The organism is Leptospira sanjuanensis, from assembly GCF_022267375.1.
GTDB lineage: Bacteria > Spirochaetota > Leptospiria > Leptospirales > Leptospiraceae > Leptospira > Leptospira sanjuanensis.
Genome location: NZ_JAIZBH010000001.1, coordinates 977,634 through 993,617, shown reverse-complemented (window position 1 = coordinate 993,617; position 15,984 = coordinate 977,634). Strand labels below are relative to the sequence as shown.

The window sequence follows — 15,984 nt, the reverse complement described above, 5'->3', positions numbered from 1 at the left end:
AAGATTCTCCGAATAAACAAATGCTTTTGAAACGCAAGAATTCGATCTCGTCCGCAACGGAAGTCAATCGTTTTACGATTTTTCGAAAAACCGATTGCGAAACGGAAACCGATTTTCTGGATCGATACGCGGATCGGATGCCGCGCACCATGCTCCGTCATGCGATCGAAAAACTTTCCGAGGCTCTCAAAAGAAATATATGAATTCCTGCAAAAAAGAAAGTTTCCTAAAAAAGATACTTTACCCTCCCGTGCGGACGGAGATCCTAAACAACGGAAAAATCGAATGAACCACAAAATCGGATATATTCTCATTTCATTATATAGTATCTTGTCCATCGGCTGCGGAGGCAACCTGAGAGGAAAACCCATCCCTCCGAATCCGGACTTGGCCGGTTTCTATATCTCTTCGGAAAGCGCGGAATGGGCCAAGGACGATAAGATGAGAATCGAAGTTTTAAGCATTTTTCCGAAAGCGAACGGCGATCTTTCGTTTGAAAGAAAGGTGATCGTTCGACTCAGTTTTATCGCGAGCGATAACCGAGAAGAATGGAGAATTCGAACGGGCGGAGTCGTCACAAGCGATACCGAAATTCTTCTGCAGGAATCCTTGTATCAGGAATATCATCAGCTTCACATGGGCGCGCGCGAATCCGATCCGACAAAATGGAAACTGAGCGAGATGGGCGCCGCTTCGAAAGTCAGGGAAGTGGGCAACGTTACCGCAAGCGGAAATCTTTTAGGAGAATTCGCTCCGGACGGGAAGTCGTTGAAATTCGGCAAGAACGTCTTTACGAAAATCGGAGAACCGTTTCAAGGAAGAATCACGACGACCGTGAATCAAAAAAGCGTCACGGTCGACAATGAAATCGCCGGAGTCGTTTTTTATAAATCATCCGCGACCTCGGATGAAAAAATCGTGGCCGTGTTTTCCAAAACCGAATCGATCAAAGTCGGAATGATCTTTCTCGTAGGCAATGATCAAGTTCCGTACAAAGTTTCGGAAGTGTTTCGGCAATCCTGCGTATTGGAACCGGTGGACGCGAAAAAGGTCGCCGTCTTTTCCGTCGGCGCGCCGGTTCTTCTGAAAGGAACGATCGATCGAAAGGCAGCCAACAAAAGAGCGACGGCCGACGAACTGATCCGAAAATTAAAGTCGGATCCGAACGTCAGCAAGGAAGAACTCATACGAGAAATCGAAAAACTTAAAAACGAAAGATAATGTTTTTCGAATATTCTCAATATTGCGGATACTCCAGGATCAAAGCCACAAAGGCCGCGGTGGATAGTCCGTACAACTCCGCGATCTGCGACAAGGTTTGATCCAGAGCGGTTACGGCTGGAGTGGAATCGAACTCCGGCAACATTCGATCGACCGCATCGTCCTTTCCGAAAACTCGATCCGGAATCACGCTCAAACCGTTCGCCGTTCGGATCGTATCCCGGGACGCCGCAAACGAAACGGCTTGGGAACGATACGTTCTCGAATACGCGTCCGCAACCAAGGCCAGCTTGATTTCGTCCACACCCGGAGCAACGCCGATTCCGATCTCTTCGTGAGCCCAAAAAGAGACGGCATTGGAAAGAATCGTATAAACCGAACCGATTGTTAAGCGAAATCGATTGCTGTCATGAGCGGGATTCCAATCGGACGCGCCGAGTTCTCGGGCGACTTTCGACGCGCGATCTTTTCCCGCAATCGCCTCGACCAACGCCAACGAAACCGGAATCGAGGCCGTAACGGCGGTCGTCGTTACGACGTTTCCATCCGCGACATATCTTCGATTCCGAACCCAATTCGTGTCTTTGAATTTCTTTTCCAAGTCGTTTAACGAATACCAAAACCCGGTAGCATTCTTTCCCTTTAACAATCCCGCATTTGCTACGACCCACACCCCGTCGCAAACTCCGATCACAGTCGCTCCCTTGGATGCTTGTCGATTCAACCAATGCAAAAGTACGGGAGAATCGGAATGATGAACCGCAGGAACCACAACATAATCCGCGCCCTCCGGAAAACGCGAGTCGAAGGAAGCGATCGATTCTTGCGGTCGTATTTTAAGAGCGGGATATAGATTCATAATTCCCGAATCGATTCCTAACGCAAACACATCGGCCGACTGAGAACGGGTCAAAACTGAATAGGGAATTACGTAATCCGTAAGTTCGGTCATATAGTTGTCCCCGACTACCGCGACAATCGGACGAGTTCTTCCGAACCTGCTTTTATACGCGGGGATTTTTTCCGAAACGGGAATCGTTTCCTTTTGATCCACTCCGGTAATTTCCGTCCGATGTTGATCGGCAAATACCGAACAGGAAAGAATCGCAACGATTCCTAAAAGAAGAAATACGATCCACAGATGCGCGAATCGTGTTCCGAATTTACCGAACATTTCCAGAATGGAAACGGGAGAATGAAAATTAAACTGAATTGCTTTCATGGTTCGATTCTACCCCGTTTTCAATCCGAAGTCGTCCTTGCGGATACGGATGGACTTCCCTCCGGCTTAAAGATAAAAAAAATCTCGACTCTAAGCGGGAATCGCCTCCCAATACCTGCATGTATTCCTTTCTCGCGTTCGGAGCAGGTCTCGCTTTCTTACTTTCTCTATCCGAATGGATCACTTCTATTCGGGGTAAAAACGCATCCCAAATCGGACTCACGGATACGTCGACGGCGGACGAACGATTTCGTTTAACAATTTCCTTCCTGCGAAATAAAGCGGTATCGTGTTTATTCTTTTCGATCGGAGTCGTACAACTTCATATCTTCTTTGAATTGTCCGATCGACTGATTCGATTTGCTTGGATTGCGGAAACGCACATTCCGTTTATCTTCGCAATCGGTCCGTTAACCTTTCTGTATTTTCGAAATCTAAGCGGAGAGACAACCGATCGTTTTTCTCCGGTACATTTATTTCCCAGTGTTTTGAGCGCCGCCACGATGTTCCCGTTTTATCTGCGCGACTTCGTATCAAAACAAAACTTCTTAAAGATGGAGAATTCGAACGACCTCTATCACAATATCGTTTTGATTCTTCTTATCTTAGGAACCATTCAGAACTTTCTGTATCCGATCGTTTTGTTTCGCAGAATTTGGACTTGGAGAAGCGGCGCAAGCTCGGAACGACGTACCGCATTCACCCCCTTTCTGCTTTTGTTTGCGGGAACTTTGTTCGTGTTGATTTTATTCGTAATCGCACAAAGTTTTTTTATGCCCTTATTTCTTGCGGCATCTTCGGGTGTCACTTTGTTGCTGTGTATCGTGTTTATCACCGGCCACGCGCGGATTCCCTGGGTGGAACAATTCAAAAAGGAATCGAGAGAAGCGCGGTACGCGGAAAGCAGAATCCGCGGTTTGAATGTGGACGCGGTTCTTTTGCGTCTGAATGATTTAATGCGAAATGAAAAATACTATGCAGACGAGGATCTGACTTTAGGAAAACTTTCCGAAGCGTTAGGGATTCATACGCACCAACTATCCGAAATTCTTAACGACAAAATCAAAAAGAGCTTTCGAGAGTTCGTGGCGGACTTCCGTCTCGAAGAAGCCGCACGAATTCTGCTGGAAGAACCGCAGAGATCGGTTTTATCTGCGGCGTACGCGTCCGGATTCAATTCCAAATCCGCGTTTCATAAACTCTTTCAGGAGAAATTCGGATGCACTCCGACCGAATTTCGAACGAACCGGAAGCATCCGAAATAAGACCTAAGGATGAGTTTGTGTCACGAACTTGATACTCGTCTTTTTACGAGGAAGCATTCTCGTTCGTAAATATTGGAACGGATATTCGATGAGAATGTAGAAAGGAATGGAAAGAACCACGATCAGAATCAGCACCGCGCAAAACTGAAACAAAAAAGCGATCGTCGATGCGGGTTCGGATCTGACACCCAAAATGGAAAGGGCTATTCCGATCAAAACCAAATGCCAGAGATACATCGTAAAACTCAATCTCGCGATCGGAACAAAGATTTTCATACTTAAAAAACGGCCTAACCAGCTTTCCAAACGAACGACGGAAAGAAGTAGAATTCCCGCATATCCGAGATTCAACAGATTATAACGCGCCGTATGAGCTAAAAAACCGGTATTCTCCAAATACACCCAGTGAGCTGCGAATAAGAACGCAAAAAACAAACCCAAAAGAGAGTAATACAACGGATCATTCCTTTTCAAACGATCCATCAGAGCCGTATGACTTACATACAGATCCATCGCGATCACTCCCATCAGCAAAGAATCGAATCGAGTTTGGAAGGGGAAATAAATCTCTTCGAAGTATTCCGGAGTCATCGGCATGGAGGTCGTCCAATAAACGAATCCACGTAACGAGGTCGGGATCAAAACCAAGGACCAGAGAAAAAGCTGCCTATACTTCATGACTCGTTTGAAAAGAATCAGACTACAAAACAAAGGAAAAATCAGATAGAACTGTTCTTCGATGGAGAGCGACCAAGTATGGATGTTCATCCCCGTAAAATAGTTCCCTAAAAACACGAAGTCGCCCCATGAGTTTTCAAGACGTGCAGAAAGAACGAACGACTCCAATTCCAACCCTTTTGCATCCGCCACTTTTAATGCGAACTTGGAAGCGACCAGACTGAACAGAATGAAAAAATAATACGCAGGCAAAATCCGAAGCGTTCTTTTGAGATAGAACTTCTTAAAATCGATTTTTCCGTTTCGATTCCAATCGCTAAAAAGCCCTTTCGAAATCAAGAAACCGCTCAAAACGAATGATAAATCCACACCCGACCAAAAAAAGGAATCCGATTGAAAGGTTCCGATCGCTTTCCAAGCTAAGGCATAATGATTTAGGATCACTAGGATGATCGCAAAGGCACGCAAGCCGTTGAGCGATCGAATCTCGTTGTCCCGATGAAACCAAAGATCTTTGATAAAAGCTTTCATGCTTTTTCCGATCTCCTATGAAAACCAAACACACTTTCCGAAACGGAAAACTTTATTCTAATTTGAAACAACATTTTGATCACCGAAATTTTTCCAAGAACCCATTCTTTATACGTTTTTCGATTCTATTCTAGGACAAAAAAAAATTCGAACCTTGAAGCGACAAAACATTCGTTTATCGAACAAAAAGCGTAGAAAGTAACCGTCGTCATTTTATGAAAACCAGGACTAAAAAGAAATCCGTGGCTGGCAACACGTTTCATCACAAAACTTCTTCGTTTTTATCAAAGAACACGTTGGAATCATAAAGATCGAAAACGATAGTCACAAACCGAACCTTCCTAACAATCGTAATATAAAACATTAAGTTATCTGAATATATTTGTTGAATTTAGAAGACTCTGCCCTTGAAAAAGGTTCCCGATTTTTTTGGTTTTAAGATACGGCTTTATAATCTGATTCGTCGGATTCAAGAACACGTTTGAAAAAGCCTGTAAATACATCCAGAAAAGGATGAGCAGATGGAATGGATGACGCTTAAAGCGGAATCAACGGTCGCATAACGTTTCAAGACTCGCAGATTTTAAATCGACGTTAGAAACAAAAAAGACACAACGAAAGAATGCAGCATAAGAAGTTTGCGAATCTTCTAAAAAAGAAGTGATCCGTACAAACAAAAAGACCTCGGATGAATAGGAACATCCAAGGTCTTGTGAAGTTTTTCAGAAGTGATTCTTATTCTTCTTATTTGTTGCGTTTGCGCATCGTTGCGTCGAGGAACTTCTTACGAAGACGCAAACTTGCAGGTGTTACTTCCAAAAGTTCATCGTCGTCGAGAAATTCGATGTTTTGTTCGAGAGAAAATTTTCTAGGAGGAACCAGACGAATCGCTTCGTCCGCGCCGGAAGAACGAACGTTACTCAGCTTCTTCTCTTTTACGGGGTTCACTTCGAGGTCGTTCTCGCGGGAATGGATTCCGATGATCATTCCGGGATAAACCGCCGTATTCGGTCCGATTACCAATTCTCCCCTTTCCTGGATTTTCCAGAGAGCGTAAGCGGTCGATTCTCCTGAGTCCATGGAAATGAGAGCGCCGTTCTTACGGCCTGGGATCTCGCCTTTGTAAATGTCGAATCGTAAAAAACGGGAAGACATTACGCCCTCGCCTCTTGTTTCAGAGATAAAGAATCCTCTGAATCCGATGATCCCTCTCGTCGGAATTACGAATTCAACCCGGGTCATTCCGGACGGATGCGCGTCCATCAACTGAAGCTCACCCTTTCTGCGGTTGAGTTCCGCGATGATCTGTCCCGTAAACTGATCGGGGATGTCCATGACCAGATATTCGTAAGGTTCGAGCTTTTGGCCTTGTTCGTTGGTTTTTAAGATTACTTCGGGACGAGAAACTTGGATCTCGAACCCTTCTCTTCTCATGGTTTCGATGAGAACCGACAAGTGAAGTTCTCCGCGTCCGAGAACCTTAAAACGATCCTTGTCTTCGGTTTCTTCCAGTCTCATCGCAACGTTGGTTTCGAGTTCGCGGTCCAAACGTTCGCGGATATTTCGGGTCGTTACGAACTTCCCTTCTTTCCCTGCAAATGGAGAATTGTTTACCATGAAGAACATGGAAACGGTCGGTTCTTCCACTTCAATCGCCGGTCTAGGAGCCGGTTTTCCCGGTTCGCAGATCGTATCTCCGATAAACACGTCGGGAAGTCCTGCAATCGCTACGATGTCTCCCGCTTCCGCATTGTTGACTTCGTTTCGTTTCAGACCTTCGAAGTTGTATAATTTCGTGATTCTAAAAAGAGGAGTATCGGTCTGCGCGGCAACTTCTCCCTTCTTCGCCGCTAGTTGGATGACGTTCATTCCGAGCGCCATCTTTCCTGCGTAAATTTTTCCAACCGCAATTCTTCCGACATAGTCGTTGTAATCCAAGGAAGTCACTTGGAACTGAAGAGGAGCTTCCGTATCCGCTTGAACGGGCGGAACGTGCTTGAGAACCGTATCCAAAAGAGGATCGAGGTTCGTGCCCGGGGCATCGCTCAGGTTGTGAACGGCCCAACCTTGTTTTGCGGAGGCATATACGATCGGGAAGTCAAGCTGTTCGTCGGTTGCTCCAAGATCGGAGAACAGATCGAACGCCATGTCCACGACGGCTTCGGGTCTCGCGCCGGGACGATCGATTTTATTGATTACGAGAATCGGTTTATGACCGAGTTGAAGGGACTTTCCCAATACGAAACGAGTTTGAGGCATCGGTCCATCGAAAGCGTCCACAAGAAGAAGACAGGAATCCGCAGTTGCAAGAACTCGTTCCACTTCCCCGCCGAAATCCGCGTGACCGGGAGTGTCTACAACGTTGATTCTGGTTCCTTTGTAAACTACAGCCGTATTCTTGGCTTTGATCGTGATCCCTTTTTCCTTTTCCAGGTCATTGGAGTCCATGATCCTTTCTCCGTCTTCCTTAGCGGTGACTGCTCCGGTTTGACGGAGAATTCCGTCCAAAAGTGTGGTTTTCCCGTGGTCGACGTGGGCGATAATAGCGATGTTGCGGATTTCCATTCTAAGACCAAAAATTTCGGAAGCCCCCTGGTGTAAACCGGCTTTTTCTGTCAATTTTTTAAAGGGAGAATCTTTTAACTGGTTTGAAATCGGGAATTCCGACTTCTTTGTGATGACTGGGACGCGAATGAGGAGAGATTTTTTGAAAACGAAGGAGTTCCTACACTCATTGGTGGCTCAGAGTTTCTTTGAACTTGTAAGAACGTAGCAGTTCCTACATTGATTAGAGATCAGAAATATCTGAAAACACGATCGGGCCGTATGAGTTCCCACAAATTCTCGTCAGGTCTCAATCTACACCGATCCTCAAATCTTTCGTTCCACGACAAACTCGTTCCCGGAATCGTGCTCGGCGTGCACAAAGAAAAACAAAGGCAGTTTCTTCACCTTTCGAAAACCTTCTCCTTGAATCAATCGGTCAATCATCCTTTCGAAAGAAACCTGAGCGTAAATTCGATCCCTGTGTTCGAGATTGTTTTCATAGAGCGTATTTTTGTCTGTTCCGTGATACGAAGAATATCGGTTGCGCGCCTTCTCCAAATTTTGATAGGTTTCGAGACAAAGATAATAAGAAAACCCATCGTCATCGTAGTCCCATTCGATGAGCAAAGCTCCTAAGTCGGCCGATTGAGAATCGGCGAATTCAGATAGAATATCGTCGAGCTCTTCCGCTAAATCGATTTCCACGTCTAAGATTTTTGCGGAATCCGATTTCCATCCGGAGCGAATATGTCCGTCTTCCAATTCGGCGAACTTAACCAACGCTTCGTGTGAAGAATCGAACTTAAAAATTTTCTGAGAGATTCCCTCTTGAGCGAATTGATTTCGTTCGATGACTTCGTCGTCGTTCCAGATCAGTTCAATCGAATCCACACCGCGGGATACGGTCTCGCTTACGCGTCGATTCGATCCGTTGTCGATCAACACACGAAACGCCGTCGTTCCCGTCAGAGGTTTTAGGTCCTCGTCCTTCTTTAACTTCTCGATCGGATATTTGCAGCGTAGAGTTTCCATCACGGCGCGAATTGCGGAAGACGTATCGCCTAATGCCGCATATACGCAGGCCAAGTTTAGAAAAAAAGTATCAGTATTCGTAGAAACGCTCCAGGGATCTCCCACATTCTCCAACGCTTCCGCATATTTTTGTTTTGCGTGATACGCCCAAAGAACGTTTGTTAGAACCGTTCCCTTGTCTTCTTTATCCATTTGAACCTGGTCTTTGAATTTTTGCCAAACGTCGATCACACTTTCCGGATCGGATTTACGAATATGATTTGTGAAAATCAGATTGAGCGCGTTCAGATTGAATTTTAGATCGAGAGTGTTTTGCGCCCAACGACCGGATTCTTCCGTATTTCCAAGCTTCCAATATGCAAAGGCGATATTATACGGAATTTTCCAATCCTCCGGAAACGCGGTGATCGCCTTAAGACCGTTTTCGATCGATCGATCCCATTCTTCTTGTTGAATATTCTTATATTGTAATGCTCTGTACGGTCTCAGGGTCGTATCTTTGACGCCCTGCGAATCCAGCCATTCCACGATTTCGTAATGTTTTCCTTCGAGCGCAGTCAAATAGGCGTTTAGATTCTCTTTCGGATTTTCCGCTTTTAGATCTGCACCCGCTTCCGCTAAAAGTTTTGCCACTTCGAGATTTCCGTTCCGAATCGCCCACATAAGAGAAGATCTTCCCTTCCAGGTTTCATGAACGTTTACATCCGCGCCGGCGCGGATCAAAGAGCTTACGATTTTTACCATCTCGTTTTGTTCTCGATCGGAATTGATACAAGCGCGGACCAACGGAGATTCTCCATTTTTAACGTCGATCGTGTTCGGGTCGGCTCCTGCTTGGAGTAAGAATTCTACTTTTTCCGAACTCCGATCGTAAACCGCGCTATAAAGAATAGTTTTTCCCGTTTCCTTTCCTTGGTTGAGATTCAGCCCGAACGATACCAGAATTTTTACCGCTTCGGAAAATCTTTCGATGTTCTTACAATAATATACAAGACAATAAAGCGCGTTACTTCCTTTATCATTGGTCGCGTGCAAGTCTGCCCCGTTTTGGAGAAGCGTAATCAGAGATTTCGATTTTAAAGAAACTCCGCCGGAAAAACTGATCGGCAGCGCGCTAAACCAAAGAGGAACTTTCAAACTTTTAACATACGTTAAACGATTCGGGTCGGCGCCTGCGGAAATCAGTTCTATAATTTTCGATTCTTCTTCGGCTAGAATGGCTTTGGCAAGGGATTCTTGGTTTTCGGATTCGGAGAGGGCCACGGTTGATCCTTTTTGGGTTTGAATGGATCAACAAGTTTGCAATTTTCTTTTTGACGTCAGGTTATAACGCGGCAATCGATTCGTATGAGTTCCCACAAATTCGGGAAAGTTCGCGCATTCACGATCCCGGCAAATAATCCGGCTCTAAAATGCGGGGACAATATTCGAAAATCGCACCGAAGTAATGCCGGGCGATCGAATGAAAGATCCATTCCCCCGCGGCTTTGAGAGATTCACCGAACGCGGGAACCGCGTAACCCTTTCTGCGAAAGAGAGAATTCAAATCCCAGTCTTCTTCGCCGGGAATGGTTTGGATCTTCAGCATTGCATAGAAAGATTGTTCCGACGGATCGTATCGAAATACGAGGGATCGTGATGCGAGCGGATTGCGAACCGTAAACGTGGCCCAATTTCCTTTCGGTCCGGATTCGCCGCCGCTCAACGAATAGAGTTCGTAACCGAGATCACCTTCCTCTCCGAAGAATTCCCTAAATTCCAAATAAAAAGCTTCCGCAAAATCCTTTTGCAATTTCAGATTTGGGTCCGGTTCCACAGACATACGGAAATGATTTTAAATCCACCGCTCCTGCAAAGCCTTTTGAACGATGGAGTTCCTACTTTTATAGTTAGAACGCGACCCATAGGAAGCGTTCTGCTGAGTTAATCGCGACCCATAGGAAGCGTTCTGCTGAGTTAATCGCGACCCATAGGAAGCGTTCTGCTGAGTTAATCGCGACCCATAGGAAGCGTTCTGCTGAGTTAATCGCGACCCATAGGAAGCGTTCTGCTGAGTTAATCGCGACCCATAGGAAGCGTTCTGCTGAGTTAATCGCGACCCATAGGAAGCGTTCTGCTGAGTTAATCGCGACCCATAGGGAGCGTTCTGCTGAGTTAACCGCGACCCATAGGGAGCGTTCTGCTGAGTTAACCGCGACCCATAGGGAGCGTTCTGCTGAGTTAACCGCGACCCATAGGGAGCGTTCTGCTGAGTTAACCGCGACCCATAGGGAGCGTTCTGCTGAGTTAACCGCGACCCATAGGGAGCGTTCTGCTGAGTTAACCGCGACCCATAGGGAGCGTTCTGCTGAGTTAACCGCGACCCATAGGGAGCGTTCTGCTGAGTTAATCGCGACCCATAGGGAGCGTTCTGCTGAGTTAATCGCAAGCGACACGCAAGGCTTGGTCCGAGTCTTCGAGGACCGAGCGGGACTCCGCGAGCCTGGAGTCGGCGCGACCGCGCGGACAAGGAACCTGGCAGATCGATCCGCGCGGATACGGCCGAAACCGTTTTCCCGAAAAGCAGGAGTTCCCGCACTCCGGTAAAACGGAGGATTTTCCTTGCCAGCGCCGGACGAAACCGATAAAATTCTTGCTCAATCGACGATTCCGGATTCTATCATGGCATTCAAAAGAGAGGGATTTCTATGAGTTCACAAACTCACTATCGTTCCTGTACGCTTTGCGAAGCGATGTGCGGCTTACGCATCGAAGTCGAAGACGGAAAAATTTCCGCGATTCGAGGCGACAAAGAAGATCCTTTCAGCCGAGGCCACCTCTGCGCCAAAGGCCCCGAACTCAAAAATCTCTACGAAGATCCCGACCGTTTGAAATTCCCCGTCAAACGAACCGACAACGGCTGGGTGCAAGTAAGTTGGGTGGAAGCGCTTTCCGAAACGGCCAAAGCCCTTTTTGAAATCCAGAACCGCTACGGCTTCGATTCGGTCGCGGTCTACAACGGAAACCCGAACGTTCACAACTACGGCTCTATGCTTTTCGGTGATCGTTTTTCCAACCGTCTCAAATCCAAAAATCACTACTCCGCCACTTCGGTGGATCAACTCCCGCACCAACTCGTTTCGTATCTGATGTTCGGTCATCAGCTTTTAATCCCGATCCCCGACATCGATCACACGAAATACTTTTTGATTCTCGGAGGAAATCCGTTTGCGTCTAACGGCAGTTTGATGACAGTCCCCGACGTCAAAAAAAGACTGAAGGAACTTCAGGAACGCGGAGGCAAGTTCGTCGTCGTCGATCCTAGAAAGACGGAAACCGCCTCCAACGCGGACGAACACGTTTTTATCCGTCCGGGCGCCGACGCTTTCTTTTTATTAGCGATTTTGAATGTGTTTTTTACGAAGAATCTGATCCGACCGTCCTCTCTTTACGACGAATCGGAGCTTAAAAAAATTTCCGATCTCGCGTCGCGGTATTCTCCCGCTCAGGTGGAAACGGTCACGGGCGTAAGCGCGGCTACGATCGAAAGAATCGCGATGGAATTCTCCTCCTCTCCAAGCGCGGTCTGTTACGGAAGGGTCGGAGTTTCCACGCAGGCATTTGGAACTCTTTCACAATGGCTCATCAACCTCGTAAACGTTCTCAGCGGAAATCTCGACAAACGAGGCGGAGCGATGTTCACCCTTCCTGCCGTCGATCCGATCGATCGTCAAGGCGCGCTCAAAAGTTCTCCGGGAAGTTTTAATTCGTTCCAATCGAGGGTTCGTAAACTTCCCGAGTTCAACGGGGAACTTCCCGTTGCCGCCTTGTCCGAGGAAATTCTAACTCCGGGCCAAGGTCAGATAAAAGCGTTAGTCACATCGGCGGGCAATCCGGTTCTTTCCACTCCGAACGGAGCCAAACTCGAAGAAGGTTTAAAGAACCTCGAATTCATGGTCTGCGTGGATTTTTACATCAACGAGACGACCCAATACGCGAATTACATTCTTCCTCCGACTTCGGCTCTCGAACACGATCACTACGATATGATCTTCAACGTATTCGCGGTTCGTAATACGACCAAATACGCGCAGCCGATCTTCGAGCCGCTCCCGGGAATGTTGCACGACTGGGAAATTTTCGTGGATCTTACGAAACGTCTCGAACTTCTCCGCTCCGGCAAACCTCTTCCGAAAGAACTCATCACGACCAAACTCGGCCCCGCTTCCATCATCGACTTCGCATTAAAAGGCGGACCGTACGGCGAAAAAGGAAATCACAGCCGTATGCTCAACTTACAGTTGTTAAAGGAAAACCCTCACGGAATCGATCTCGGTCCGTTGATGACTTCGTTTCCCGATCGGCTTTTGACGGAGGACAAAAAGATCCGTCTTCTTCCGAAAGAAATCGTGGAAGACCTTACGAGACTTTCTCGAAAGTTCGCGGAATGGTCGGCCCCTGCGGATAAAGCGAAGAATTTTCTGTTAATCGGAAGAAGACATCTTCGCAACAACAATTCCTGGATGCACAATCTTCCCAAGCTGATGACGGGCAAAAATCGTTGCACGTTGATGATTCATCCGGACGACGCGAGATCGCTCGGAATTTCCGAAGAGGAAGAAGTGCAAGTCGAGTCGAGGGTCGGGCGGATCTTGATTCCCACCGAAATCACGGACGAGATTATGCCGGGTGTAGTGAGTATTCCTCACGGTTTCGGTCACGCGAAGAGCGGGGTTCGTTTGAATGTCGCAAAACAATTCGCGGGAGTCAGCATCAACGATCTTACGGACGACGAAGCTCTCGACGAACTTTCGGGAAACGCGGCCTTCAGCGGCGTCCCGGTAAGCATTCGAAAAGTTTAATATTCATTTTTCCGGCAAAGGAATCCGTTCCGTTTCGCCCGGAACCGCCGGAAAGGTTTCGTCCTTCCATTCTTTTTTGGCGCGTTCGATCCGCTCCAAAGACGTGGATACGAAGTTCCACCAAAGGTAACGCGGTTCCGGAAACGGAACCCCGCCCATCAAAATCGCACGGCTTCCTTCCGAGGAAGAAAACGTGATCGTTTCTCCGGGTGCGAACACGGCCATTTGACCGACTTGTACGGTTTGTCCTTGAATTTCGAGACCGCCTCTTGCCACATACAAACCGGATTCCTGACCTTCTGGAATACGCCATTCTCCCTTTGCGCCGGGCCTTGCCTCCAAGTCCGCATAAAACAACGGCGAATAAATTTTTACGGGCGATCGTTTGCCTAAGAATTCTCCCGCGGCGAGTCGGAGCGTCCAAGCTTCTCCTTCGATGACGGGAATGTCCTTTCGATCCAGATGAAAAAATTCCGCGTCCACTTCCTCGAATTCCTTCGGAAGCGCGACCCAAGTTTGAATTCCTTCCAACGAAGAATGTTCCGGATCGACTTGTGATCGTTCACTGTGCGAGATTCCGGATCCGGCGGTCATCCAATTCACTTCGTACGGACGGATCGGAACCTGCGAACCGATGCTGTCCCGATGAAAAATCACTCCGTCATACAAATACGTGATCGTTGCGAGTCCGATGTGCGGATGAGGACGAACCGAAAGTTCCTTTCCGGTTTGAATCGGCACGGGCCCCATGTGATCGACGAACACGAACGGTCCGACGTGACGCGCCTCGATGGAAGGAAGAATTCTTCGAACTCGAAAGTTGTCGCCAAGATCTTTGAGATGTCCAGAAATGAGTTTCATACGTTAGAACTTAGACTGACGGTCTTCCTTCTTTCCTTAATCTTTTCTGATTCCGATCCGACCCGACATATTCTTTTTTAAGAATGATGTTTTCGAAGCGAACCCGCCGAGATCCAAAGACTCTTCGCGGTGTTGATGAGAAAGAACACAACGATCAAACCGAAAATCATCGGATAACGTTTCAAATTGATAAGCGAACCGATCGAATTCGCCTTTTTCCATTCGGACTTTCTTCTATTTTCTTTGGTCAGGGATTCGGGAAGAATGAAAAATACGAACGGCCAGTTCACGAGCGTAAGCGTCGCCGGACGTCGGGAATTCATAAAATAGCTTAACAAACGATAAGCCGAAGCGCGATCGAAAAACATTCCTCAGGAATTACAAAATGAATCCCAAAGATTGTGGATGGCGTTCCAATGGAAATTCGGGACGAAAAACGGAACGAATTTCAAAGAAAAGATCCGTTCCGCAAATTTCGAATCGGAAGACGTTAGAGGCAACGCGGTTTTGAAACGTAAAATTCAGAGTTTTGATCGGGAGAATTTTCATTCCATCTGCGATCGTTTGTCGAAAAAGGACAAAGAACTACATTCCATTCTTGTAAAATACGGCTACCCTCCGTTCTGGAGCCGCAAGCCCGGTTTTGAAACTCTGGTCCATATCATTTTGGAACAACAGGTCTCTCTCGCTTCCGCAAAGGCAGCGATGAACAAACTCAAGCAGAAGATCGGAACGGTAACGCCTAAAAAGATTTCTTTGTTAAGCGACATGGAACTCAAGGAATGTTATTTCAGCAGACAAAAAACGGCGTATGCCCGTCATCTCGCGGATGCGATTCTTTCCAAACGTTTGGCGCTCAGGAAGTTGACTTTAAAATCGGACGAGGAAATCCGAAAGGAACTAGTTTCCGTCAAAGGAATCGGGAATTGGACCGCGGACGTATTTCTTCTGATGGCTCTGCATCGATCGGACATTTTTCCGGTGGGCGATCTTGCGATGATTCAATCCTTAAAGAAGGTAAAAAAATTACCCGTCCATGTTACCCAAGAAAGAATTCTTTCGCTTGCGGAAACCTGGAGACCGTTTCGATCGATCGCCGCAATGATATTATGGCATTCTTATATTCAAGAAAAGGGAATTAAAATTTAAACGGAAGCCGAAACGCAAAAGCGGTTCCTAAGATTGCCGCGTTTTTTCAATCGTTCAATCCCTTTCCCTTGAGAATGAGAGGAATCCATTTTTCAATTCGAGACTCCCTCGTTTTCGATTGTTTCGGAGCCGCAAAATGAAGAAGATAGCCCCTTTGTCTTCCGGGCGTCAACGCGTCAAAAGCCGATTTCAAAGCCGGATTATCCTCCAATCGATTTAAAAACTCATCGGGGACTTTGAAATCCTTCGTCTTTTTGAAATCCACTTTCAAACCAGCCTTTTCGACTTCGGCGGCCTCTTTGATGTACGCTTTTAAAACCGATTTCTTTTTAACGATTTCCTGAACATTCTTGAAACGAATCTGACGAGCGGACTGCACGTTCTCGGATTGTATGACGAGAATTCCTTTCGGGTCTTTCAACAAGGCGCCTTTGAAAAAAAGAATCGCGCAGTATTCCTTGAATCCGTGGATTAAGACCACGTTTCCTTTTCCGATCGTATAACAGGGATTTCCCCATTTGAATTCTTCCGTGAGTCCGCATTCAAGAATGATCGCGCGCAGTTGTTCGAATTCTTTTTTCCATTGTTTGGTTTTGCCGAGAAATGCGTCCACTTTCGCGTTCATAGTTCCCTCGAT

The 15,984-nt window shown here is 46.9% G+C and carries 12 protein-coding genes and 1 pseudogene; 5 read left to right on the top strand and 8 right to left on the bottom strand.

The window, feature by feature from the left end:
• Positions 1-20: 20 nt before the first annotated feature.
• Positions 21-203 carry a DNA alkylation repair protein gene (locus tag LFX17_RS04465; RefSeq protein WP_238745261.1) on the top strand — a complete coding sequence of 61 codons (183 nt, stop codon included), beginning with the start codon at positions 21-23 and terminating at the stop codon, positions 201-203.
• A gap of 82 nt (positions 204-285) precedes the next feature.
• Positions 286-1,221: an LIC12353 family lipoprotein gene (locus tag LFX17_RS04460; protein WP_238745259.1), complete on the top strand. Its 936-nt coding sequence runs from the start codon at positions 286-288 to the stop codon at positions 1,219-1,221.
• Positions 1,222-1,237: 16 nt separating this feature from the next.
• Here the strand turns inward: LFX17_RS04460 and LFX17_RS04455 are convergent, their stop codons facing one another.
• Positions 1,238-2,443, bottom strand: a complete 1,206-nt coding sequence (locus tag LFX17_RS04455; protein WP_406600659.1) for a DJ-1/PfpI family protein — start codon at positions 2,441-2,443, stop codon at positions 1,238-1,240.
• Positions 2,444-2,562: 119 nt separating this feature from the next.
• Here LFX17_RS04455 and LFX17_RS04450 point away from each other — a divergent pair, with 119 nt between their 5' ends.
• Positions 2,563-3,708 (top strand): AraC family transcriptional regulator, encoded by a 1,146-nt coding sequence (locus LFX17_RS04450; RefSeq protein WP_238745256.1) that lies wholly within the window; start codon positions 2,563-2,565, stop codon positions 3,706-3,708.
• A 3-nt stretch (positions 3,709-3,711) separates the two neighbouring features.
• Here the strand turns inward: LFX17_RS04450 and LFX17_RS04445 are convergent, their stop codons facing one another.
• The 4 genes from LFX17_RS04445 to LFX17_RS04430 form a co-directional block, all read right to left on the bottom strand.
• Positions 3,712-4,917 carry an acyltransferase family protein gene (locus tag LFX17_RS04445; protein ID WP_238745254.1) on the bottom strand — a complete coding sequence of 402 codons (1,206 nt, stop codon included), beginning with the start codon at positions 4,915-4,917 and terminating at the stop codon, positions 3,712-3,714.
• Positions 4,918-5,661: 744 nt separating this feature from the next.
• Complete coding sequence (gene typA / locus LFX17_RS04440; protein WP_238729217.1) at positions 5,662-7,482, bottom strand: translational GTPase TypA; 1,821 nt, start codon at positions 7,480-7,482, stop codon at positions 5,662-5,664.
• A gap of 306 nt (positions 7,483-7,788) precedes the next feature.
• Positions 7,789-9,759 carry an ankyrin repeat domain-containing protein gene (locus tag LFX17_RS04435; protein WP_238745252.1) on the bottom strand — a complete coding sequence of 657 codons (1,971 nt, stop codon included), beginning with the start codon at positions 9,757-9,759 and terminating at the stop codon, positions 7,789-7,791.
• Positions 9,760-9,877: 118 nt separating this feature from the next.
• Complete coding sequence (locus LFX17_RS04430; protein ID WP_238745250.1) at positions 9,878-10,318, bottom strand: hypothetical protein; 441 nt, start codon at positions 10,316-10,318, stop codon at positions 9,878-9,880.
• Positions 10,319-11,228: 910 nt separating this feature from the next.
• Here LFX17_RS04430 and LFX17_RS04425 point away from each other — a divergent pair.
• Entirely contained in the window at positions 11,229-13,337 is a 2,109-nt protein-coding gene (locus LFX17_RS04425) for a molybdopterin-dependent oxidoreductase (RefSeq protein ID WP_238747667.1), read from the top strand.
• Between the two features lie 3 nt (positions 13,338-13,340).
• On the opposite strand, the gene LFX17_RS04420 is transcribed toward LFX17_RS04425, so the two are convergent.
• On the bottom strand, positions 13,341-14,198 hold the full coding sequence (locus tag LFX17_RS04420; RefSeq protein WP_238745248.1) for a pirin family protein: 858 nt from the start codon (positions 14,196-14,198) through the stop codon (positions 13,341-13,343).
• Positions 14,199-14,323: 125 nt separating this feature from the next.
• Positions 14,324-14,503 (bottom strand): annotated as a pseudogene (locus LFX17_RS04415) (tetracycline resistance MFS efflux pump); the annotation flags it as partial.
• Positions 14,504-14,705: 202 nt separating this feature from the next.
• On the opposite strand from LFX17_RS04415, the gene LFX17_RS04410 reads away from it, so the two are divergent.
• Positions 14,706-15,347, top strand: coding sequence for a DNA-3-methyladenine glycosylase family protein (locus tag LFX17_RS04410; protein ID WP_238747665.1), 642 nt, complete (start codon positions 14,706-14,708; stop codon positions 15,345-15,347).
• Between the two features lie 46 nt (positions 15,348-15,393).
• Here LFX17_RS04410 and LFX17_RS04405 read toward each other — a convergent pair whose 3' ends face one another.
• Entirely contained in the window at positions 15,394-15,972 is a 579-nt protein-coding gene (locus LFX17_RS04405; RefSeq protein ID WP_238745246.1) for a YdeI/OmpD-associated family protein, read from the bottom strand.
• Positions 15,973-15,984 lie beyond the last annotated feature (12 nt).